This window comes from Streptomyces sp. GMY02 (assembly GCF_019056675.1).
Taxonomy (GTDB): domain Bacteria; phylum Actinomycetota; class Actinomycetes; order Streptomycetales; family Streptomycetaceae; genus Streptomyces; species Streptomyces odonnellii.
In genome coordinates this window covers 6000701-6021811 of sequence record NZ_CP077658.1, presented here as the reverse complement: position 1 = coordinate 6021811, position 21111 = coordinate 6000701, and the positions used below count along the sequence as shown (strand labels likewise).

16 protein-coding genes are annotated in these 21111 nt (G+C 72.9%); 10 read left to right on the top strand and 6 right to left on the bottom strand.

Features of this window, described 5'->3' with window-relative positions; all coding sequences use genetic code 11:
- Window positions 1-40: 40 nt before the first annotated feature.
- Complete coding sequence (locus KQY30_RS25525) at window positions 41-1003, top strand: N-acetylmuramoyl-L-alanine amidase (RefSeq protein WP_217308839.1); 963 nt, start codon at window positions 41-43, stop codon at window positions 1001-1003.
- Between the two features lie 249 nt (window positions 1004-1252).
- Window positions 1253-2080: a DUF5336 domain-containing protein gene (locus KQY30_RS25520; RefSeq protein ID WP_217308838.1), complete on the top strand. Its 828-nt coding sequence runs from the start codon at window positions 1253-1255 to the stop codon at window positions 2078-2080.
- Window positions 2081-2385: 305 nt separating this feature from the next.
- On the opposite strand, the gene KQY30_RS25515 is transcribed toward KQY30_RS25520, so the two are convergent.
- From KQY30_RS25515 to KQY30_RS25500, 4 genes are all read right to left on the bottom strand, one after another.
- Window positions 2386-3180, bottom strand: a complete 795-nt coding sequence (locus tag KQY30_RS25515; RefSeq protein WP_217308837.1) for a maleylpyruvate isomerase family mycothiol-dependent enzyme — start codon at window positions 3178-3180, stop codon at window positions 2386-2388.
- 22 nt (window positions 3181-3202) lie between these two features.
- The gene (locus KQY30_RS25510; protein WP_217308836.1) at window positions 3203-4366 is read right to left on the bottom strand and encodes a prenyltransferase; all 1164 of its coding nucleotides are present in this window, start codon (window positions 4364-4366) and stop codon (window positions 3203-3205) included.
- Window positions 4363-5097: a class I SAM-dependent methyltransferase gene (locus tag KQY30_RS25505; RefSeq protein WP_217308835.1), complete on the bottom strand. Its 735-nt coding sequence runs from the start codon at window positions 5095-5097 to the stop codon at window positions 4363-4365. The genes KQY30_RS25510 and KQY30_RS25505 overlap by 4 nt, the downstream gene beginning before the upstream one ends.
- A gap of 184 nt (window positions 5098-5281) precedes the next feature.
- Window positions 5282-6763: a glycosyltransferase family 4 protein gene (locus tag KQY30_RS25500; RefSeq protein WP_217308834.1), complete on the bottom strand. Its 1482-nt coding sequence runs from the start codon at window positions 6761-6763 to the stop codon at window positions 5282-5284.
- 232 nt (window positions 6764-6995) lie between these two features.
- Here KQY30_RS25500 and KQY30_RS25495 point away from each other — a divergent pair, with 232 nt between their 5' ends.
- Window positions 6996-7619 carry a TetR family transcriptional regulator gene (locus KQY30_RS25495; RefSeq protein ID WP_217308833.1) on the top strand — a complete coding sequence of 208 codons (624 nt, stop codon included), beginning with the start codon at window positions 6996-6998 and terminating at the stop codon, window positions 7617-7619.
- Between the two features lie 239 nt (window positions 7620-7858).
- Here the strand turns inward: KQY30_RS25495 and KQY30_RS25490 are convergent, their stop codons facing one another.
- Window positions 7859-10279 carry a lamin tail domain-containing protein gene (locus tag KQY30_RS25490; protein ID WP_254407687.1) on the bottom strand — a complete coding sequence of 807 codons (2421 nt, stop codon included), beginning with the start codon at window positions 10277-10279 and terminating at the stop codon, window positions 7859-7861.
- 790 nt (window positions 10280-11069) lie between these two features.
- Between KQY30_RS25490 and KQY30_RS25485 the strand changes: the two genes are divergently transcribed.
- From KQY30_RS25485 to KQY30_RS25465, 5 genes are read left to right on the top strand one after another with little or no spacing between them, the layout of a single operon-like run.
- Window positions 11070-12395: a prenyltransferase/squalene oxidase repeat-containing protein gene (locus tag KQY30_RS25485; protein ID WP_217308831.1), complete on the top strand. Its 1326-nt coding sequence runs from the start codon at window positions 11070-11072 to the stop codon at window positions 12393-12395.
- Window positions 12392-13126, top strand: coding sequence for an SCO2322 family protein (locus KQY30_RS25480; protein WP_217308830.1), 735 nt, complete (start codon window positions 12392-12394; stop codon window positions 13124-13126). The genes KQY30_RS25485 and KQY30_RS25480 overlap by 4 nt, the downstream gene beginning before the upstream one ends.
- A 41-nt stretch (window positions 13127-13167) precedes the next feature.
- Window positions 13168-14376, top strand: coding sequence for an energy-coupling factor transporter transmembrane protein EcfT (locus KQY30_RS25475; RefSeq protein ID WP_254407322.1), 1209 nt, complete (start codon window positions 13168-13170; stop codon window positions 14374-14376).
- Entirely contained in the window at window positions 14373-16403 is a 2031-nt protein-coding gene (locus tag KQY30_RS25470) for an ATP-binding cassette domain-containing protein (protein ID WP_217308829.1), read from the top strand. The genes KQY30_RS25475 and KQY30_RS25470 overlap by 4 nt, the downstream gene beginning before the upstream one ends.
- A complete protein-coding gene (locus tag KQY30_RS25465) occupies window positions 16400-17296 on the top strand; it encodes an ECF transporter S component (RefSeq protein WP_217308828.1) in 897 nt (298 codons plus the stop codon). Before KQY30_RS25470 ends, KQY30_RS25465 begins: the two co-directional genes overlap by 4 nt.
- An 8-nt stretch (window positions 17297-17304) precedes the next feature.
- On the opposite strand, the gene KQY30_RS25460 is transcribed toward KQY30_RS25465, so the two are convergent.
- A complete protein-coding gene (locus tag KQY30_RS25460) occupies window positions 17305-19365 on the bottom strand; it encodes a bifunctional glycosyltransferase 87/phosphatase PAP2 family protein (RefSeq protein WP_217308827.1) in 2061 nt (686 codons plus the stop codon).
- A gap of 399 nt (window positions 19366-19764) precedes the next feature.
- Between KQY30_RS25460 and KQY30_RS25455 the strand changes: the two genes are divergently transcribed.
- Together KQY30_RS25455 and KQY30_RS25450 are read left to right on the top strand one after the other, a co-directional pair.
- The gene (locus tag KQY30_RS25455) at window positions 19765-20433 is read left to right on the top strand and encodes an O-methyltransferase (protein WP_217311315.1); all 669 of its coding nucleotides are present in this window, start codon (window positions 19765-19767) and stop codon (window positions 20431-20433) included.
- 100 nt (window positions 20434-20533) lie between these two features.
- Window positions 20534-21055 (top strand): GNAT family N-acetyltransferase, encoded by a 522-nt coding sequence (locus KQY30_RS25450; RefSeq protein ID WP_217308826.1) that lies wholly within the window; start codon window positions 20534-20536, stop codon window positions 21053-21055.
- Window positions 21056-21111: the final 56 nt, after the last annotated feature.

Below are 21111 nucleotides of genomic sequence, written 5' to 3'. Positions count from 1 at the left end.
GCGGTGAACACTCCCCGGTCACGGCACTAGCATCGCCGAGGTGTCGTACGACGAGAGCCCCCAGTCCGTCCGCCGCCGTCCAGGCCGGAGCACCCTCACCGTCGCGGTCGCCGCGCTGGTGCCCGGCGCGCTGGCGGGATGGCTCGTCTACCAGGGCACGAGCGGACCGGAAAGCGGAGGTCCGCCCTCCGCCGCGACGGCCGGAACCCCCTCCGTGGCCACCGCTCCCGTCACCCCGTCCGCGGCCACCCCGTCCGTAGCCACGCCCTCCGCCACACCTTCCACCGGTCCCGACTCCGGCCCTCCCGGCGCCCCGGCACCGCCCGACCGGCCCCTCACCGGCAAGGTCATCGTGATCGACCCCGGGCACAATCCCACCAATCGCGACCATCCCACCGAAATCAATAAACCGGTGAATATCGGACCGACCAGCAAGGAATGCGACACCACCGGCACCGCAACCAATTCCGGTTACGCCGAGGCCTCTTTCACCCTCGATGTCTCCCACCGGCTGCGCACCCTGCTCCGGGAACTCGGCGCGAAGGTCACCCTCACCCAGGACGCCGACCGCCCCTTCGGCCCCTGCGTCGACGAGCGCGCCCGTATCGGCAACAAGGCGAAGGCCGACGCCGTCGTCTCCGTACACGCCGACGGTTCGGCGTCCGGAAACCGCGGATTCCATGTCATTCTTCCGGCCCTGGTCAAGGGCGGGGCGGCCGACACCACCGCCATCGTCGGCCCGTCCCGCGAACTCGGCGAGCGGATCGCCGGGAATTTCGCCCGCGAGACCGGCAGCGCCCCAGCCAACTACATCGGCGACGGTACGGGCCTCGACGTCCGCGAGGATCTCGGCGGACTCAACCTGTCAACGGTTCCCAAGGTCTTTGTCGAGTGTGGCAACATGCGCGACTCGCACGACGCCGCCCTGCTCACCACCGCGGAATGGCGGCAGAAGGCGGCGCAGGGGCTCGCGGACGGAATCAAGGGATTTCTCATGAAGTGACCATGGGAGATCCATGGAGTGATCGTGAAGGTCCTGCCACGGCCCTGACCAGGTAACAGCCTTGCCATCGGACCCGTAACAGCCCTGCTACCGGGCCCGATACCGGGCGGACGGCCCGACCGGGCAGACGATACATTCATCCGTACGATACGGAGCCGCCCCCGGGCTTCACACCGCGCACCGCCGCATCCCGGCGGCCGCGTCGACCGCCCCGACCGCCCGACGAGACGACAGCGAAGGACTTTTCACGTGAACATCCGCTCCCTCACTCGAGGCGACGGCGTGGTGATCGGAGCAGCGGTGTTGCTGTTCATCGCCTCGTTCCTCAATCTGTACGATTCCAGCGTCCTCGGGTCCTCGGCCCCGAACGCCTGGGACTCGCTGGGCACCGTGATGAGCATCCACCTGGCCGGGGTCATCGCCGCGGGGCTGATCGTCGCCGCCCGCGCGCTGCCGCAGCCGCGGAAGATCGTGGGGCTCGACCTCGGGCAGTTCGGTGTGGCGCTCGCGATATTCGCGGCCTGGACGGCGCTCTGGTCGCTGATCGGCCTGGACGGCATCGACGCGGGCAGCGGTCTGATCCTCGGCTTCATCGCCGCGCTGGTACTGGCCGGCGCGGCCGTCGCGACTCCGCTCGTACCGGCGCTGAAGGGCGCGCTCGTCGGGGCGCCGAGGCCGCGGACGCCGCAGCCGTACGGCGGGCAGCCGGGCGGTCCGCAGCAGGGGTACGGATATCCGGGCGGCCAGCAGCCGTACGGTACGCAGGGCCAGGCCCAGCCGTTCGGCGCGCAGGGCGGGCAGGGCAGTCTGTTCGGCGGCGGCCAGCCGCAGGGCGGCCAGCAGGGCCAGCCGCCGGCGGGCGGCGCGGCACCGGCCGGGGACTTCGCGCCGTTCTGGTTCGCGGTGCCGGTGGCGCGTCCGCTGTTCGGCGAGGACGGTTCGCCGTCGCCGATCGCGGAACTGGCGCCCGGCACGTGGTACCTCGCGGTCGAGCAGCGCGGCCAGGGCCTGGTGGCCCAGACCCAGGACGGCCGCCGGGGCGTGCTCCAGGACACCTCGGGCATCCAGCGCGGCTGAGCGCGCTTTCCGCGATGCGCAGGCTCGCGGGTTCACACCACGACGACGGCCCTTCGCCTTACGGCGGGGGCCGTCGTCGTGTGCGGGTGATGGGCGGTACGGAGGGTCCGTGCGCGGACCGGGCTTTACGGGGGCAACTGCGGGCGGACCGAGCCGTACGGGCGGCCCGTGCCCGCACCGGGAGCCCGCATCCGCACCGGCTGCGCATGCCCGTACCAGCGGGCCGCATCCGCACCGGCGGCCCGTACACCGTACGAACAAACAGCCGCCCGCCATGCCCCCACGCCACGCCCGCCCCGCCTGCCTCAGCCGAACGACGCCCTCTCCAGCCAGAAGTCCAGCAGCTTCGCGTCCCCCAGCACCTCCACCAGTTCGCTGTCCGCCGGCAGCCGCCGATAGAAGACCCGCAGCACTTCCGTGAGCGGGCCCCGGAGCGCGACCGTCGCCTTCTCGTGCCCGCGCCGCCAGGTGAACCCGTCGTCCCCGAACTCGATCAGCCACTCGGCGTCCGGCACGTCCGTCGCGTGCAGATGGATGCTGCGGCCGGCGCCGCGCAGTTCGGCGGCCTCCGGGTCACCGGCGGCCAGGGCGAAGGTCATGCACTGGAGGAACTCGTCGATCGTGTCGGCCGCGACCGCCGGATCGACCTCGTACGCCCCCCCGGCGGCCAGCGCCGCGTCCGCCCGGTGGATCACCGTCTCATGGGTCATCCGCCGCGCCCAGAATCCGGCGTTCCGCTCCCAGCCCCAACTCCACACCTCGGCCGCGGGCCCGGCCGCCCGCAGCGTGGCGGCGGTCATCTCCGCCCCCTCGGTGAGCCAGGCGGCCAGCGCGGCCGGATCGGAGTCGTCAGGCCCCTCGAACTCGGGCACCCCCTCGTCGGGAATCTCTTCCCGCGCCCGGATCCGTACGGTCTTCTCGACCCAGCGGTGGGCCGCGCCGAGATGCCGTACAAGCTGCCCAAGGGTCCAGTCGGGGCAGCTCGGCACGGTCACGGAGAGGTCGGGCGCGGAGAGATCGGCGCCGGAGAGTACGGCCCGCAGCCGTTCGGTCTGCGCCACGATCTCGTCGCAGTAGCGGTCATGCCCGAGAAGCGTCATGCGGGCACCCTAATCCGTGAGGTCAGCGGCAGCAGTCCGGTTCCAGGCCGCGGGGGAGGCGTTCGCCGCCGAACACCGCCGTCGTCGCCTCGTCGCCGCCCAGCGCGGCCACCGCCAGCAGCAGTGAGCCGGCCGTCCAGGTGGTGCGTTCCTCCGGCCAGACGGCGCGGTTGCCCTCGAAGACATAGCCCGTCCAGTACATCCCGTCCTCCGCGCGCAGATGCTGGATGGACTGGAGCACCTCCAGCGCCCGGTCGGACTCGCCCATCACCCAGAGCGCCAGGGCGAGTTCACAGCTCTCGCCGCCGGTCACCCAGGGGTTGGGCACCACGCAGCGCACGCCCAGCCCCGGCACGACGAAGCGGTCCCAGCCCGCCTCGATCCGCGCGGTGGCCTGTGCGCCCGTCACCGCGCCGCCCAGCACCGGGTAGTACCAGTCCATCGAGTAGCGGCTCTTGTCGAGGAACCGCTCGGGGTGGCTGCGGATCGCGTGGCCCAGCGCGCCCGCCGCCAACTCCCAGTCGGGCTGCGGCTCCTCGCGTTCCTCGGCGATCGCGAGCGCGCAGCGCAGGGCCTGGTGCACGGACGAACTCCCGGTGAGCAGCGCGTCGTCGAGGGGCGTGCCGTCCGCCTCGCGCTTCCAGCCGATCTGGCCGCCGGGCCGCTGGAGTACGAGCACGAACTCGATCGCCGCGTGCACGACGGGCCACATCCGGTCGAGGAACGCGTCGTCGCCGGTGGCGAGATAGTGGTGCCAGACGCCAACGGCCGTGTAGGCGACGAAGTTCGACTCGCGCCCGAGGTCGCGGGGGACGAGCAACGGTGCGGTGGCCACAGCCGCGGCGGAGGCCGCACCAACACCGGCAGCACCGGCACCCGAACCAGCACCCGCACCCGCACCCGCGTCGCTGTACGCCGCGTACCACGACCCGTCCTCGTTCTGGTGCCGGGCGAGCCATTCGTACGCCCGCGCCGCCGCCCCGTGTTCGCCCGCCGCGTCCAGCGCCATCGCCGCCTCGACATGGTCCCAGGGGTCGAGATGGTGCCCCCGGAACCAGGGGATCGCGCCGTCCCTCCGCTGTACGGCGAGAATCCCGGCGACCGTCTCCGCGGCCTGTTCCGCGGTGAGCACTCCGGGCAGGACGAGATGTTCCGTGGCGTCGGGCCCACGGCTCGGCAAGGTCACTTGGCGTCCGCCGGGCGAACGCGCGGCTTCGTCGCGTACACAACAAGGCTCTTGCCCACCACGGGGTTCAGCAACTGCTCGGTGACCCGGGTGACGGCCGGTTTTTTCATGATGTCCCAGACCAGCAGCTTGTGGTACGCGCGGACCGGCAGCGCCTTGTCGTTGTCCACCCCGAACGCGCACTTGAGCCACCAGTACGGCGCGTGCAGGGCGTGCGCGTGGTGCGTACCGTACGGCCTGAGTCCGGACTCCCTTATCCTGCCCAGCAGTTCGTCGGCCTTGTAGATCCGGATATGGCCGCCCTCGACCTGGTGGTACGCGTCGGAGAGCGCCCAGCAGACCTTCTCCGGGCCGTACCGCGGAACGGTGACCGCGATCCGTCCGCCGGGCCGCAGCACCCGGACCACCTCGGCGAGCACTCCCTTGTCGTCGGGTATGTGCTCCATCACCTCGGAGACGATGACAACGTCGAACGAGGCGTCGGGGAAGGGGAGTTGGAGCGCGTCGCCCTGCATGGCGGTGGCGGTGGCGGCCTCCGGCGCCTCCCCTGCCTCCCGCATCGCGGCGAACCACTTGGCGACTTCGCGGACCTCGTCGCCGTTCCGGTCGAGCGCCACGACCCTGGCCCCGCGCCGGTAGCACTCGAAGGCGTGCCGGCCCCCGCCGCACCCCAGATCGAGCACGCGGTCGCCCGCGGCGAGCGGGAAGCGGGTGAAGTCCACGGTCAGCACAGGGTCGTCCTGCTTTCGCGGTCGGTTCGGGTCCCGTCGGTTCGGGTCGCGGTCGGTGTGGAGCGGGGTACGGGTGGGGGTACGGACGTACGAGCGGGGGTACGGGCGTACGGGTACGGCGGGCGCGGTTACGGCGCGGCGGGTAACGCGGGCGCGGGCGCGCTCGCCCGGTACGGCATAGGCATCAGCGGGCGCCGGTGCAGGCCGCCCGGGCAGTGGCGTCGTCGCACCGCGGCCGGGGCTGCGAACGCAGCGGGGACTCGGGCCGGGACTGGTCCTCGTACCGGTCCCGATTCCAAGCACGGCTCCGGCCCTGATTCCCGTTCCCGTCACGGCTCCGGTCCCGGTCCCGGCTCCGCGGCTGCGACCGGCGGGCGATCGCCTCGCGGTACAGCTCCGCCGTCCCCCGCGCGGCCTGCGCCCAGGTGAACCGGTTCAGCACCCGCTCGCGCCCCGCCGCCCCCAACCGGGCACGCAGCTCCGCGTCCCCCAGCAGCCGCCCCAGCGCGGCGGCCAGCGCGCCCGCGTCGCCGGGCGGTACGGCCAGACAGGTCTCCCCGTCCGCGCCCGCGACCTCGGGGATCGCGCCTCCGGTGGTGGCGACCAGCGGCGTACCGGTGGCCATCGCCTCCGCCGCCGGCAGCGAGAACCCCTCGTACAGCGACGGCACACAGGCGATCCGCGCGCCCCGCACCAGCCCGACCAGTTCGGCGTCGGAGATGCCCTTGACGAACTCGACGGCGCCTTCGAGCCCGTACCGTTCCATCGCCCGCGCCACCGGCCCCGACTCGGGGCGCGTGCCGACGACGACAAGATGCGCGGCGGGGTGCTCGGTGCGGACCTTGGCGAGGGCCTCGACAAGATGGACGAGACCCTTGAGCGGGACGTCCGCGCTGGCCGTGGTGACGATACGGCCCGGGACCTCCGGCACCGCCGGGTCGGGCGAGAACAGCTCCGTGTCGGCGCCGATGTGCACGACATCGATACGGTCCGGCCGTACCCCGAGATGCTCGGTGATCTCCTGCTTCGAGGAGCCGGAGACGGTCAGGACGGACGGCAGCCGGCGCGCGACGCGCTTCTGCATACGGGTGAAGCCGTACCAGCGGCGTACGGAGGCGCGTCTGCGCCAGTCCTCGGCGGCGTCCAGATCGAGCCGCCGGTCGACGGTGATGGGGTGGTGGATGGTGGTGACGAGCGGGGCGCCGAGGTCGCCGAGAAGTCCGTAACCGAGCGTCTGGTTGTCGTGGACGATGTCGAACTGGCCCGCGCGGGCGGCGAGATGGCGCCGGGCACGCAGCGAGAAGGTCAGCGGCTCGGGAAAACCGCCGGTCCACATCGTGGCGACCTCGAGCGTGTCTATCCAGTCCCGGAACTCGTCGCGCTTCGGCGTACGGAAGGGGTCGGGCTGCCGGTAGAGGTCCAGGCTGGGCAGTTCGGTGAGCGGCACGCCCTCGTCGAGCACGGGGTAGGGCTGGGCGCCGATCACCTCCACGCTGTGGCCGAGGCGGGCGAGTTCACGGGAGAGGTGGCGGACATAGACGCCCTGGCCGCCGCAGAAAGGATTGCCCTTGTAGCTGAGGAGGGCGATACGGAGGGGCCGTTCGCTGTCCGGGGCGCGGACGGGGCCTGGGTCCCCGGTGCCCGCCTCCATGGCCTCAGCGGTCACTCCGGCCCCCTTCTCCCAGCACGAATTCACCGCGCGGTCCATGTTTCGCCGGAGCGTAACCGGCGGCTCCGATCTAGAACAAGTTTCAGACTTGTCCGGTCACAGGTTTCGAATTTACCGGCAAGTAGCGTGGCTGTACCGGCGGGATCGGGTGATTCGCGCCACGACGCGGGCCCCTGCCATGCTGTGCGGTCCGGAGGCGGTGCGGCGCGATGGGGTTGGGGACGGACGGATGACAGCGGAAGCAGCCCGGGCGGTGTCAGGTCCCGCGCCGGCTCTGACGGTACGTCAGGAGGCCCGCCGCAGGGACATCCTGGCCGCCACGCACCAACTGGCCTGCCGGGGCGGCTTCGACGCGGTCCAGATGCGCGAGGTGGCCGAGGAGGCGGGGGTCGCCCTGGGCACGCTGTACCGCTACTTCCCGTCCAAGATCCATCTGCTGGTCGCCACGATGCAGGACCGGCTGGATCATCTGCACGCCACCCTCCGCAAACGCCCGCCGAGCGCGGACGACCCCGCGGAACGGGTCGCCGAGACCCTGATGCGCGCCTTCCGCGCCCTCCAGCGCGACCCGCGTCTCGCGGAGGCGATGGTCCGCGCCCTGACGTTCGCGGACCGCAGCGTCAGCCGCGAGGTCGACGAGGTCTCGCGCCGTACGACGGCGATCATCGTGGACGCCATGACCCCGCCCCCGTCCCGCACACCCCCCACCCCCGAGCAGCTCTCCGCGATCCGCGTCATCGAACACACCTGGCACGCGGCCCTGATCACCTGGCTCTCGGGCCGCGCCTCGACGGCCCAAGTCAGAACGGACATCCGGACAGCCTGCCGCCTCCTCCCCCCACCGGAGCGGTAGCGGTCCGGGGCCCGCCCGGGAGTGCGGAAACGCCGTCTACGAGGGTCCGTCCATCAACGGCGACAGCGGCGGAGCCATCTACACCATTTCCAGCTCCGGTGCGGGTGTGGCACGCGGCGTCATCAGCGCCTACGACGGCTCACAGACAGCGGAGCCCGGACATGCCTGTGGCGTGTACGCGGTCCCGGGGAGGGGACCGCGTACACGCCACGTCTGGCGGGGAATGCCCTCAGGGGCGCTTACTTGAAGCGGACCACCTGCGGGTCGTGGTCGCTCGCCTGGTCGGCGAACTCCGCGTTGATGTGGACCACGTCGTACTCGGGGTTCTTGATGCCCTTGCTGACCAGGATGTGGTCCAGGGTCTGCGAGTTGCCGTCGTAGACGTAGCTGTAACGCTCGTTCTTCGGGAGCGTGTTGATCAGGTCCTTGAGGACCTTGCCCGTCAGGACGTCCAGCGGCGCCGAGAACTGGTAGTCGTTGATGTCACCCAGGACCACGACCTTGGCGTTCTTGTCCTTGTCGACCAGGTCGGAGACAAAGGCGTTGACCTCCCTGGCCTGGGCCAGGCGCTGGGTCTCGGAGCTGAGGACCGGGGGCTGGAAGCGGCCGTGGACCGGCTGGTCCCCGCCCTTCGAGTTGAAGTGGTTGCCGATCACGAAGACCTGCGAGCCGCGGAACCAGAACTCGCCGACCAGCGGCTTACGGCTGCTGCGCCAGGCGTCCGAGCCCGGGTTGATCCGGCCCGGGGAGACGGACAGCGAGATGTCCTGGTCCTTCCGGTCGCCGGAGGTGACGACCTCGACGCCGGTCGTGGCGTCGCCGCCCGGGCGGTCCACGAAGGTGACGCGCAGCGGGTTGTAGAGGAAGGACGTACGGATGTTGCCGCCCGGCTCACCGCCGTCGGTCCCGTCCTGCGGGTCGATCGAGCGCCACTCGTACGCCGGGCCGCCCGCCGCCTTGATGGCCTCGATGAACTTGGCGAGGGTCTGGTCGGCCGCGACCGTACCGTCGTTCTTCGCGCCGTTGTTGTCCTGGATCTCCTCCAGGCTCACGATGTCGGGCGAGGCGAGGTTCTTGACGATGCCCTCGGCCAGCCGGTCGAACTTCTCCTGCGGGTCCGTCGGGTCGAGGTTCTCGACGTTGTACGTGCCGACCGACAGCTCGTCCGAGTCGCCCTTCTCCGCGACCTCCGGCTGGATACCGCCCTTGGTGACCGCGCCGAGCGTGGTTGCCTGGATGCTGTAGCCGCCGTACGTGCCGTAGTCGACCGGACCGGTCGCGCCCTTGAGGGTGTCGCCCACATTGGCCGCCGGCTTGTCGGCGGTCAGCGCGGTGACCAGCAGACGGCCCGGGTTCGGGTCGTCGTAGTCGGTGTAGATCACACCGCCGCGCGGGGTCGGGTTCTTGGTGGGGTGAGTGGTGATCCAGGTCTCGCCGTACGAGTTGGAGGCACCCACCACCCGGCTGTCGCCGACCTGGATGACCATGCCCTCACGGGACTCCAGCCAGTCCATGGCGTACACCGAGGGCTGGAGCGTCAGCGAGTCGATGCTCTCGCTGCCGGCGCTCGGGGCGTACTCCCTGGGCAGCGTCTTGGAGCTGACCAGCTCGACTGAGGGCACCGCGTTGCCGGAGGACAGCACGACCGTGGTCGGGCCGCTCAGCTCGGTGAGGGACTGCGCGCCGGAGGAGGCGCCGCCCGGGTAGTACTCGGCGACCTTCGCGGAGACCAGCACCGAGTCGCCGACCTTGACCTGCGGGGTGGTCGAGCCGGTGAAGACGAAGACGCCCTCGCTGGTGACCGGGTCGTTGTCCGGGCTGGGGTCCTGGATCCAGAAACCGCGCGAGGAGCCGGTGGAGCGTACGCCGGTGACGACACCGGGGACATTGGTGACGGCCTCGCCGTTGTGCGGGGAGATCCGGGTGTTGCCCTGGATGTCGTGGATCCGCAGCGCGCCCGGGGTCGGGTCGGGCGTCGGCTCCGAGGTGCTGGGGCTCGGCGACGGCGACGGGTCGCCCGGGTCACCGGGGTCGCCCGGCTCGCCGCCACTGCCCGCGGCGTTGCGCGGCGAGGGCGCGCCCGCGGTCAGGTCGGCGCCGTTGTTGTCGGTGTCGGCGAGGGCCGCGTTGCGGGAGACCGAGGCGGTGTTGCTCGCGCCGGCGACCGGCGAGGTCTCGCGGACCGCCGCGGTACCGAAGCCCACCAGGTCCTTGATGCTGCCGTCGGCCGCGCAGTCGGCGGCGTTGAGGCAGGTCAGCGGGGTGGTGGAGTGGACGAGCGCGACCGTGCCGGTGGTCGCGGACATCGCGATGGAGCCGCTCGCGTCGGGGGTGGGCAGCGGGGTGTCGCCGCCGGTGCCCTTGCTCTCCGCCACGAGGTAGCTGCCGCCGGCCGGGATGACACCGGACAGCGGGGTGGCCTGCCACTTGGAGCTGGCGGTCGGCGCACCGGGCAGGTACTGGACGGACCAGCCGGTGAGGTCGAAGGACCCGCTGCCGGCGTTGCCCAGCTCGATGAAGTCGTTCGTGAGGGAAGCGCCGGAGTTACCGCCGCCGCCGTAGACCTCGGCGATCACGGCATCGGCCGACGGGGCCGCCTGCGCGGTGAACGGGAGCGCGATAAGCGTTCCGACGAGGCCGACGGGGAGCGCCAGGGCGATGCGACGGGCGCGCCGACCGCGCAGGGCCGGGGGTATGGACTGGGGCACGATGGGCTCTTTCTGCTACGGGTTCTGTCGGGTGCGTGCTCGCGCGGGGGGTGCGGTACAGCCGTGACGGTACGGCGGACATGCTGTGAAGGAGTGGTACGAGAAGCCTGAAAGCCGGCTCAAGATACGCGCGTAGACACACTGCCAACAAGAGGCACCACACCGCAACGGGCAAGTGTTTCCCGACTGTTCGCCGGAATTAACCCGCCCGTCGGACGACATGGCGCACCGGATACGGAGATGTCGGACTCGCCCCGGGGTGCGGGGCCGGGGCGGGTCAGGGGGTACGGGACGAGTACGCGCCGGGGCGCGGTGCGCGGGGGCCGGGGTGCGGACCGGGCGCCCGCCGGACGCAGTACGGGAGCCCGGTCCGCACCCCCGGCCCGTACGCCCGGCGGTCCCGGCGGTCCCGGCGGTCCCGGCGCCGGAGCGTCGTACGCGGCCGATAGAGTGGACGGGTCGTCATCATGCCCGTACGGGGGAAAGCCGGTGCGAAACCGGCGCTGACCCGCAACCGTGAGCCGCCCCCGCCCGGTGGCGCAGCCGGAACGCCTCGTACGCGGTCGTGACCGGCTCGTGCCACCGGAAACCGCCGGTGGCCGGCATCGTCGAGGATTACGGAGCCGGAGTCCGGTGCCCAGTGCCGCGACCGGCAGGGGTGAACGGCCCGTCATGGCGCGGGCCGGCCCCGCCGGAAGGGGCGGTGGTGTGCCCGCGCCGGCTCCCGCAGGAGAGGCCCGTCATGACCACCGTTCGCCGCTGTGCAGCGGCGCTCGCCGTATCCGCCCTGCTCGGTGTGGCCTTCGCGCCGGCCGCCGTGGCGGGAGGCGATGTCCCCGTCTCCCCGGCCCCCTCCCCCACCGGCTCCCCCGACGCCTCGCCGTCCCCCTCCGTACCGGCCCCCGCGCCCGCCGCCCTCCCGCCGGGGCTGTACGGCAAGAAGGACCCCGCCTACGACGGTGTGTGGCGCCAGTCCCTGGCGATGACGGCGCAGTTCGCGGCCGGGGTGCGCCCGGCGGACCGGGCCGTCGCCTGGCTGAAGGGCCAGCAGTGCGCCAGCGGCGCGTTCCCCGCGTACCGCCCCGACCCCGCCGTCCCCTGCGACGCGAAGACGGCGGTCGACTCCAACGCCACCGCCGCCGCCGTCCAGGCGCTCTCCACGCTCGGCGGTCAACGGCCCGCCATGGAGAGGGCGTTGGGCTGGCTGCGGTCCGTGCAGAACAAGGACGGCGGCTGGGGCTATCTGCCCGGCACACCGACCGACACGAACTCCACCTCGCTGGTGATCGGCGCGCTGACCACCTCCGGGGTACGGCCCAGCGCCGTCCGGTCGTCCGAGGGCAGGAACGCGTACGACGCGCTGGTCGCCCTCGCCATTCCGTGCGACGCGGCGGAGGGCGCGGACGCGGGGGCCTTCGCGTACCAGCCGGACAAGGCGGGCGAGTTGACCGCCAATGACGATGCCACCGCCGCGGCGGTGCTCGGCGGACTCGGCAAGCGGATGATGGCGTGGCCGGTACAGGCGGGCCCCGCGCCGGTCTGTGTGCCGACGGCCGATCCCGGTCCTGAGCGGGTCGCCCGGAACGGCGCCGCCTATCTGGCGTCCGCGCTCGCCGCGAAGGGGCATCTCGACCAGCCGCCGATGCCGGGCGCGGAGGAGAGCGAGCCGCTGCCGGACACGGGCAACACGGCGGACGCCGTCGTCGCGCTGACGGCCGCCGGATACGGGGACCAGGCCTCGGGCGCCCTGGAGTGGCTGAAGGAGAATTCGGGTGCCTGGGCGCAGGAGAACGGCCCGGCCGCCTACGCCCAGCTCATCTTCGCCGCGCACGCCACGGGCACGGACCCGCGCAACTTCGGCGGGATCGACCTCGTCGAACGGCTGAACGCGACCGGGCCCAGGCCGACGGCCATGGCCTCCGTGCCCGCCCCCGCGGCGGCGGTCACCGGCAGCGTCGGCAACAGCGGTCGTGACGGCGGAATCCTGTGGATACTCGGGATCGCGGTGGTGGTCTGCGCGAGCGTGCCCTTCCTGATCAGCGAGCGCAAGAGAAGCGAGCAGCCATGAGCGGCGCGCGGCACTCCCGGCTGCTGGTGTACGCGGCTCTGGTCGGCGCGTTCGTCCTGGGCACCACGCTGGTCCTGGGGACCGGGAACGCCCAGGCGGCGGGCTACCGTTACTGGTCGTTCTGGGAGAGCGACGGCGGCGCCTGGACCTATGCCACCCAGGGCCCGGCCACGGCACGCCCCGCCGACGGCACAGTCGTGGGCTTCCGTTTCGCGGTGAGCGCGGACAGCGCGGACGCGTCCCGGCCGCGCGACGAGTCCGGCTTCACGGCGGTCTGCGGCGCCACTCCCGGGGAAGCCGGGCGCAAGCGGGTCGCCGTGGTCGTGGACTACGGCACGGCCGCCGACGCCCCGGACGGCGAGCGCCCGCCCGCTTCCCGCGCCGGGTGCGCCCGGCTCGGCGAGGACGCGACGGCGGCGGAGGCGCTGGCGGCGGTCGCGAAGCCGCTGCGGTACGACGCCAACGCCCTGCTCTGCGCGATATCCGGGTATCCGGAGTCGGGGTGCGGAGAGCAGGTGGCGGACGACAGTACGACCCGGACCGACGCGTCCGCCACTGCCACGGACTCCGGTGCAGCGACGTCCTCCGGCGCCCCGGCACCCACCGAGCCCGGCTCCCATCCCGAGCCCGAGGGCGACAGCGGTCCCTCCCTCGGCCTGGTCGCCGGGGCCGCCGCCGTTCTCGTCCTCGCCGCCGCCGGTCTCCGCCGGGCCCGTCGCCGGCGCGGATGACCGGCCCGCGAGGCGTCCGCGATGAGCCCGAGCCGTACGCCATGACCAGGCCCACGACGCCGCGAACCTCCACGCCGCGTACGACCGCGCCGCGTACCTCCGCGCTCCGTGCGGCGGGCCGTACCGCGAGCCGTCCCGGCCGTCCCTCCGCGCTGCGCGCGCCCGAGGCCACCCGCTCCAACGCCCTGCACGCCGGGGCCTGGTGGCTCTGGGCGCTCGGTCTGGCCACCGCCGCGTCCCGTACGGCCAACCCCCTCCTCCTGGCGCTGCTCGTCGGGGTGGCGGGCTATGTGGTGGCGGCCCGCCGTACCGACGCGCCCTGGGCCCGTTCGTACGCCGCGTTCGTCAGGCTCGGGCTGGCGGTCCTGGTCGTCCGGCTGCTGTTCTCGGTGCTGCTCGGCTCGCCGGTCCCCGGTTCGCATCCGCTGTTCACCCTGCCCGAAGTGCCCTTGCCCGGCTGGGCGGCGGGGATCCGGATCGGCGGCCGGGTGACCGCCGAACAGCTCGTCTTCGCGCTGTACGACGGCGCCAAGCTGGCCACCCTGCTGATCTGTGTCGGCGCCGCGAACGCGCTCGCCAATCCGGCCCGGCTGCTCAAGTCGCTGCCGGGCGCGCTGTACGAGGCGGGGGTCGCGGTCGTGGTGGCCATGACCTTCGCGCCGAACATGGTCGCCGACGCGGCCCGGCTGCGCACCGCCCGCAGACTGCGCGGCCGTCCCGCCGGCGGGTTCGGCGCTCTCCTGCGGATCGGACTGCCGGTGCTGGAAGGGGCGTTGGAGCGTTCGGTGGCGGTCGCGGCGTCGATGGACGCGCGGGGGTACGGACGTACGGCCCAAGTCCCGCCCCTCGTACGGCACACCACCACCGCGCTCACCCTCGGCGGGCTGCTGGGTGTCTGCGCGGGTTCGTACGGTCTGCTCGCCACGGCGGGCGCGGGATACGGGCTGCCGCTGCTGGCCGCGGGGCTCGCCACGGCGGTGGGCGGGCTGTGGCTGGGCGGCCGGCGGTCGGTCCGTACCCGCTACCGGCCCGACCGGTGGGGCGTACGCGCGTGGCTGGTCGCCGGGTCGGGCGCGGCGGTCGCGACGCTGATGGCCGTCGCGGACACGGTGGATCCCGGGGCGCTGCACCCGGGTGTCGTACCGCTGACGGCGCCGGCGCTGCCGCTGTGGCCGGCGGCGGGGGTGCTGCTGGGGCTGCTGCCGGCGTGGATCACGCCCGTACCTCCGGCCGGGGAGAGTGGTCCGTGATCCGGTTCGATCAGGTGTCGGTGGTGTACGGCGACGCCGCCGCGCCCGCGGTCAGCGGGGTCGACCTCACGGTGCCCGAGGGCGAACTCGTGCTGCTGGTGGGCGAGTCGGGCTCCGGCAAGTCGACGCTGCTCGGTACGGTGTCCGGCCTGGTCCCGCACTTCACCGGCGGCACCCTGCGCGGCCGGGTCACGGTCGGCGGGCGCGACACCCGTACCCACCGGCCGCGTGAACTCGCCGATCTGGTCGGCACGGTGGGCCAGGATCCGCTGGCCCATTTCGTCACGGACACGGTCGAGGACGAACTCGCCTACGGCATGGAGTCGTTGGGCCTGCCGGCCGATGTGATGCGGCGCAGGGTCGAGGAGACGCTCGACCTGCTGGGCCTGGCCGACCTCCGCGACCGCCCGATCGCCACGCTCTCGGGAGGCCAGCGGCAGCGCGTCGCGATCGGCTCGGTCCTGACCCCGCACCCCAGGGTCCTGGTCCTCGACGAACCGACCTCGGCGCTGGACCCCGCGGCGGCGGAAGAGGTCCTGGCGGTCCTGCAACGCCTGGTCCACGACCTGGGCACAACGGTCCTGCTGGCCGAACACCGCCTGGAACGCGTGGTCCAGTACGCGGACCAGGTCATCCTGCTCCCGGGCCCCGGCCAGGCCCCGGTGGCGGGCACCCCGACCGAGATCATGGCGATGTCCCCGGTACACCCCCCGGTGGTGGCCCTGGGCCGCCTGAACGCCTGGGACCCGCTGCCGCTGTCGGTCCGGGACGCGAGACGCAGGGCGACGGCACTGCGCGACCACCTGGCGAACCGGGAACCGACACCGGGGAGGCCGTCGGCTGCGACCGTGCGTGCCGGGGCGGCGCGTGCCGCCGAGGACGCGCCGACGGATGCCGCATCGCCCGCCGGGGTGGCACCCGCCGAGGTGGTGCCCGCTGGAAAGGCACCGGCCGGTCCCGCCCCGGACGGGGTGGCGCCCGCCGGGAAGGCATCCGCCCCGGCCAGCTCCTTTGATGCGCCGACCGGCGAGACCGCCACCGGCGAAGCACCCCGTGACGGGGCCCCACCCGCCACGGCACCCCCGGGCGGGGTGGCGCCCGCCGAGGTAGCGACAGCCGGAAAGGCACCTGTCGACGTGGCACCCGACAAGGTGGCGCCTGGCGCCGAGCCGCGCGTTGCCTTCCGGCGGGCCCGGTTCGGGCGGCTGTTGTGGCGGCGTGGCGGCGGCGCGGCGCCGTCCGCGCGGTCGGGCGGGCCCCTCGTCGCCGTTGCCGGGCTCACCGTTCGGCGTGGGCGCGTCGAGGCTCTGCGGCAGGTGTCGTTGACCGTCGGCGCCGGGGAGGCCGTCGCGTTGATGGGGCGCAACGGGGCCGGGAAGTCGACCCTCCTCGGCACCATGGTCGGGATGGTCGCGCCCTCAGCCGGCTCCGTGCTCGTCAGCGGCCGGGCGCCGCACCGTACCCCGCCGCGCGAGCTGATCCGCGAGGTCGGACTCGTACCGCAGGAGCCGCGCGATCTGCTGTACGCCGACACCGTCGCCGCCGAGTGCGCCGCGGCGGACGCCGACGCGGGCGCCGCGCCGGGCAGTTGCCGGGAGCTGGTGCGGGAGCTGCTGCCGGAGGTGGCGGACGAGACGCATCCGCGTGATCTGTCCGAGGGGCAGCGGCTCGCGCTGGCCCTCGCCGTCGTACTGACCGGGCGGCCCCGCCTGGTGCTCCTGGACGAGCCGACCCGCGGTCTGGACTACGCCGCCAAGGCTCGCCTCGTCGGTGTGCTGCGCGCACTCGCCGCCGACGGGCACGCGATCGTCCTGGCCACGCACGATGTCGAACTGGCCGCCGAACTGGCCCACCGTGTGGTCATCCTGGCCGACGGAGAGATCGTCGCGGACGGCCCGACGGCCCACGTGGTCGTGTCGTCACCGGCGTTCGCACCCCAGGTCGCGAAGGTCATGGCGCCGAGCGCGTGGCTGACGGTCAATCAGGTACGCGCCGCCCTGCGGGAATACGGCGAGGCCCCCGAGTGACGTCGACCCGGCGGGCCCGCCCCGTACGTCTCGGCCCCCGTGCCGTCTGCGCCCTCGTCCTCGTCACCGCGATCGGGATCGCCGCCTTCGGCTGGCCGCTGCTCGCCGACCCGGCGTCCGGCCTCGCCCACTCCCAGGACGCGCCCTGGCTCTTCGCCGCCCTGCTCCCCCTCCTCGTCGCGGTCGTGGTCGCGACGATCGCCGACTCCGGTCTCGACGCCAAGGCCGTGGCGATGCTCGGGGTACTGGCCGCCGTGGGCGCGGCGCTGCGCCCGCTCGGGGCGGGCACGGCCGGACTGGAGCCGATGTTCTTCCTGATGGTGCTGAGCGGCCGGGTCCTGGGGCCCGGATTCGGCTTCGTGCTCGGCTCGGTCACCCTGTTCGCGTCCGCGCTGCTGACCGGCGGGGTGGGGCCGTGGATGCCGTTCCAGATGCTGGCGATGGGCTGGTTCACCATGGGCGCGGGGCTGCTGCCGGGGCCCGACCGGCTGCGCGGGCGCGGCGAGCTGCTGATGCTGGCGCTGTACGGGGCGGGCGCGGCGTTCGCGTACGGTACGGTCACCAACCTCCAGGGCTGGACCACCATCGGCGGGCTCGGCGGGCCCTCGTCCGGGATCTCCTTCCACCCGGGCGACCCGCTGCACGAGAACCTGGTCCGCTTCCTCGCGTACTGTGCGGCGACCTCGCTGGGCTGGGACCTGGGCCGGGCCGTGCTCACGGTCGTACTGACACTGACGGTCGGCGCGACCGTACTCAAGGCGCTGCGCCGGGCGACCCGCAGGGCGGTGTTCGACGCGGAACCGGTCTTCGAGGCACCGGAGCCACCCGAGCCGCAGCCGCCCGCGGCGCCCGAGGGGCCCGATGCGCCCGCGCCGCCCGCCGCGCTGAGCTGAGCGCCGGACTACCCCGACTCCCGTATCGCACCGCCGGCAGGAACATCACCGCCGGCAGGAACACCCGCACCCGCGCCCTTCGGGAACGGATCCGGCCGCTCCGCCGCCTTCGGCAGCAGCTTCCTCGGCCCCGCCAGTACGTACGTCAGCCCGAAGCCCGCCCCTACGACCGCCGCCCCGCCCACCGCGTCCAGCACCCAGTGGTTGGCCGTGGCCACGATCGCGCAGACCGTGAAGAGCGGATGGAGCAGCCCGAGAAGCTTCATCCAGGTCTTCGGCGCCAGCACCACGATCACCAGCCCGCACCACAGCGACCACCCGAAGTGCAGCGAGGGCATCGCCGCGTACTGGTTGGTGAGCGCGGTCAGCGCCCCGTAGTCCGGGTTCGTCAGATCCTGCGGCCCGTGCACCGTGTCGATGAACCCCATCCCCGGCATCAGCCGCGGCGGCGCCAGCGGGTAGAGCCAGAAGCCGAGCAGCGCCAGGACGGTGGCGAAGCCGAGCGAGGAACGGGCCCAGCGGTAGTCGGCGGGCCGGCGTACGTAGAGGACGCCGAGGATCGTCAGCGGCACCACGAAGTGGAAGGAGGTGTAGTAGAAGTTGAGGAAGTTCCCCACCCACTCCGCCTTCACGGCCGCGTGGTTGAGCGTGTGCTCGATGTCGATGCCCAGTGCCCGTTCGACGGCGACGATCTCGCGGCCGTGCGCCTCGGCGGCCTCGCGCCCCCCGGTCGCGGCGAGCCGGATATGGGAGTAGACGGAGTAGCCGACGCGGATAACGAGCAGTTCGAGCAGCAGATTGGGGCGGCCGAGCAGCCGCCGCCAGAACGGCAGCAGCGGGATCCGGCGCCAGCGCGCGGGCACCGGCCGCGCGTACTCGGTCGCGACGGGCTGTTCGAAGTACGGCGAGGCGCGGGTCAGGAACGGCACCGCGCAGGCCGCCGCGAGCGCCGCGAGCAGCGGTACGTTGTCCCGCAGCGGATACAGCGCCTCCAGATTCGGCAGCAGCATCTTCCCCGGCAGGGTCATCACCAGCACCACCACCGCCGGCCACACCAGCCGGTCCCTGGCCCGCGTACCGACCCGGCCGACGAGGGCCAGCAGCACCCACAGAAGCTGGTGCTGCCAGGCGGTGGGCGAGACCGCGATCGCCGCACAGCCGGTCAGCGCCACCGCGAGCAGAAGCTGCCCGTCCCTGGCGTAACGGACCGCGCGGCGCAGCCCGAAGAAGACGACGGCCGCCGCGAGGGCGACGAAGAGCACGATCTCCAGCGGGCCGGTCAGTCCCAGCCGGAGCAGCGCGCCGTGCAGTGACTGGTTGGCGAGACTGTCGGGGCGCTCGCCGAGACCCGCTCCCGCGACATGGTGCACCCAGTACGCCCATGAGTCGCCCGGCAGTGCCGTCCAGGCCAGCGCCGTACAGACCGCGAAGGTCCCCGCCGACGCGACGGCCGCCTTCTTGCGGCCCGTCAGCCAGAGCAGGGGCGCGAAGAGCAGAACGGCGGGCTGGAGGGCCGCGCCGATCCCCACCAGAACGCCGGAGCCGCGTTCGCCGCGTACGACGAAACAGCCGACCAGCACCAGCAGGACGGGGATGATGCTGGTCTGGCCGAGATAGAAGCTGTTGCGCACGGGCAGGGACAGCATGAGCAGGCTGATCGTGACGGGCGCGGCGAGCAGTCCCGTACGGCGGGAGATCCGGCCCGGGAGCGCGCGGGCGACGACCAGGCCGAGAGCGACGACCAGCAGCAGCGTCCCGAAGGTCCACGCGATGCCGAGGCTCTCCTGGGCCGCGCGCGACAGCGGTTTGAGCACCAGCCCCGCGAACGGCGTCCCGGTGAACTTCTCGGTGTCGTACAGCGAGCCCGTCATGTGCAGCACGCCGTTCTCGCCGATCCAGGTCTCCAGATCGGTGAGCCGCCGGCCGGGCGGCTGTCTCAGGACGGCCGCCGCCTGTCTGACCGCCAGTACGGCGGCGAGCAGCCAGAGCATCGCGCGGGCCGTGCCGAAGCCCGTTCGCGCGCCGCCCGCCGCCGCACCGCCGTGCACACTGTGCTCCGCATTCACCACGCCGCGCCGACCCTCCGTCCGAAACCGCCGGGACCGCCGGCCGTGACCGCCGTGTCCGCCGGCTGTGACCGCCGTCCCTGGGGCAAGAGCCTCGCACTGCCCCCTCGGGAAGACTCAGGCAACCCCCTCTTCGCCTGACTGTCACCCCTGTTTCGCGCCGATGCCCTTCGCTCCGGGGTTTAGGACGGCTACGGGGACGGTACGCGAGACGGCGCCGCGGCTCCCGGGAGCGGCGGAAGCCGTAACCGCACCAGGCAGGTCACATGCTGACGGAACAGGCACGTTCCGGCCACCGGCCGGTATGCCGGGGGCCATTGCCGCGACCGGCCACTGGGGTATGTTCCCAGCAGAAACTAACTCGGCACACCCGCGTACGGACGAGAGGCACCCATGTCGCACATGTCCCAGGAGCAGTGGACCGCGGTCGACCGTTACTTCACCGATCAGCTCGCCCCCGCCGACGAAGCGCTCACCGCGGCGCTCACCACCGCCGACGCGGCCGGCCTGCCCGCCATCAATGTCGCCCCGAACCAAGGCAAACTGCTGCACCTCCTCGCCCGTATCCAGGGCGCCCGTACAGTCCTGGAGATCGGCACCCTCGGCGGCTACAGCACCATCTGGCTCGGCCGCGCGCTGCCCGACGACGGCCGGCTGATCTCCCTGGAGTACGACCCGGCGCACGCCGAGGTCGCCCGCGCCAGCCTCGCCAGGGCCGGGCTCGACAAGATCGCCGAGGTGAGGACGGGACCGGCGCTGGAGACGCTCCCGGTGCTGGAGGCCGAGGGCGCGGGTCCGTTCGACTTCGTGTTCATCGACGCGGACAAGCGCAACAATCCGCACTATCTGGAGTGGTCGCTGAAGCTGACCCGCCCCGGCAGCGTCATCGTCGTGGACAACGTCGTACGGAACGGAGCCGTCACCGACGCGTCGAGCGACGACCCCTCAGTGGTGGGCACCCGGCGTATGACCGAGCTGATGGCGGCCAACCCCCGTCTCTCCGCGACCGCGGTCCAGACGGTGGGCACCAAGGGGTACGACGGTTTCGCGCTGGCGCGGGTGCTTGCCTGAGCGGGCGGTACGTCGGTACGGACGGGGCCCTGTACGGCGGATCCTCGTGGGCCCGTAATCCGCTGGCCGGAAAGCCCCGCCGCCTGATAGCGATACGGCCATGACCTGGTCCGTACACCCCGAACCCTTCGCCTCCCCCGACGCCTCCCGCCTCCGCCGCGCCTACTACGCCGAGGTGGCCGGCCGTTATTGGGGGCGCCCCGCGACCGAGGCCGAGATCGACCAGGGCCTCATGAACGACCCGGCCGACCCGGTCGGCCGACTCGTGCCGCCCACCGGGGAGTTCGTCGTCGGCCGGTACGGCGGTCGGGCCGAGGCCTGCGGCGGGCTGCGGCTGCTGGACGGGGACGGGGAGACGGCGGAGCTGACCCGGGTGTATGTGAGCCCCGCCGTACGCGGTACCGGAGGCGGCGGGGCACTGCTGGCCGCCCTGGAGGAGGCGGCGGTACGGCTCGGGGCCCGGCGGCTCGTACTCGACACCCGGCTCGACCTGGTCGAGGCGCGGGGGCTGTACGCGAAGCACGGCTTCCGGGAGATCCCGCCGTACGGCGAGCCGGGCCCGTACAGCGAGATCTGGTACGGCAAGGAACTCCCCGCCCGGACCGGGCGACGGGCCCTGTGACGCGACGAGCGCGGTGACGCGGCGGGCCCCGATGACGCGACGGGCCCCTTGATGCC

What these genes read in the sequence shown, in the direction of transcription:
- KQY30_RS25450 (WP_217308826.1), top strand. Translation starts at nt 20,534, where the DNA reads ATGACCTGGTCCGTACACCCCGAACCCTTCGCCTCCCCCGACGCCTCC.
- KQY30_RS25455 (WP_217311315.1), top strand. Translation starts at nt 19,765, where the DNA reads ATGTCCCAGGAGCAGTGGACCGCGGTCGACCGTTACTTCACCGATCAG.
- KQY30_RS25480 (WP_217308830.1), top strand. Translation starts at nt 12,392, where the DNA reads ATGAGCGGCGCGCGGCACTCCCGGCTGCTGGTGTACGCGGCTCTGGTC.
- KQY30_RS25485 (WP_217308831.1), top strand. Translation starts at nt 11,070, where the DNA reads ATGACCACCGTTCGCCGCTGTGCAGCGGCGCTCGCCGTATCCGCCCTG.
- KQY30_RS25475 (WP_254407322.1), top strand. Translation starts at nt 13,168, where the DNA reads ATGACCAGGCCCACGACGCCGCGAACCTCCACGCCGCGTACGACCGCG.
- KQY30_RS25495 (WP_217308833.1), top strand. Translation starts at nt 6,996, where the DNA reads ATGACAGCGGAAGCAGCCCGGGCGGTGTCAGGTCCCGCGCCGGCTCTG.
- KQY30_RS25515 (WP_217308837.1), bottom strand. Translation starts at nt 3,180, where the DNA reads ATGACGCTTCTCGGGCATGACCGCTACTGCGACGAGATCGTGGCGCAG.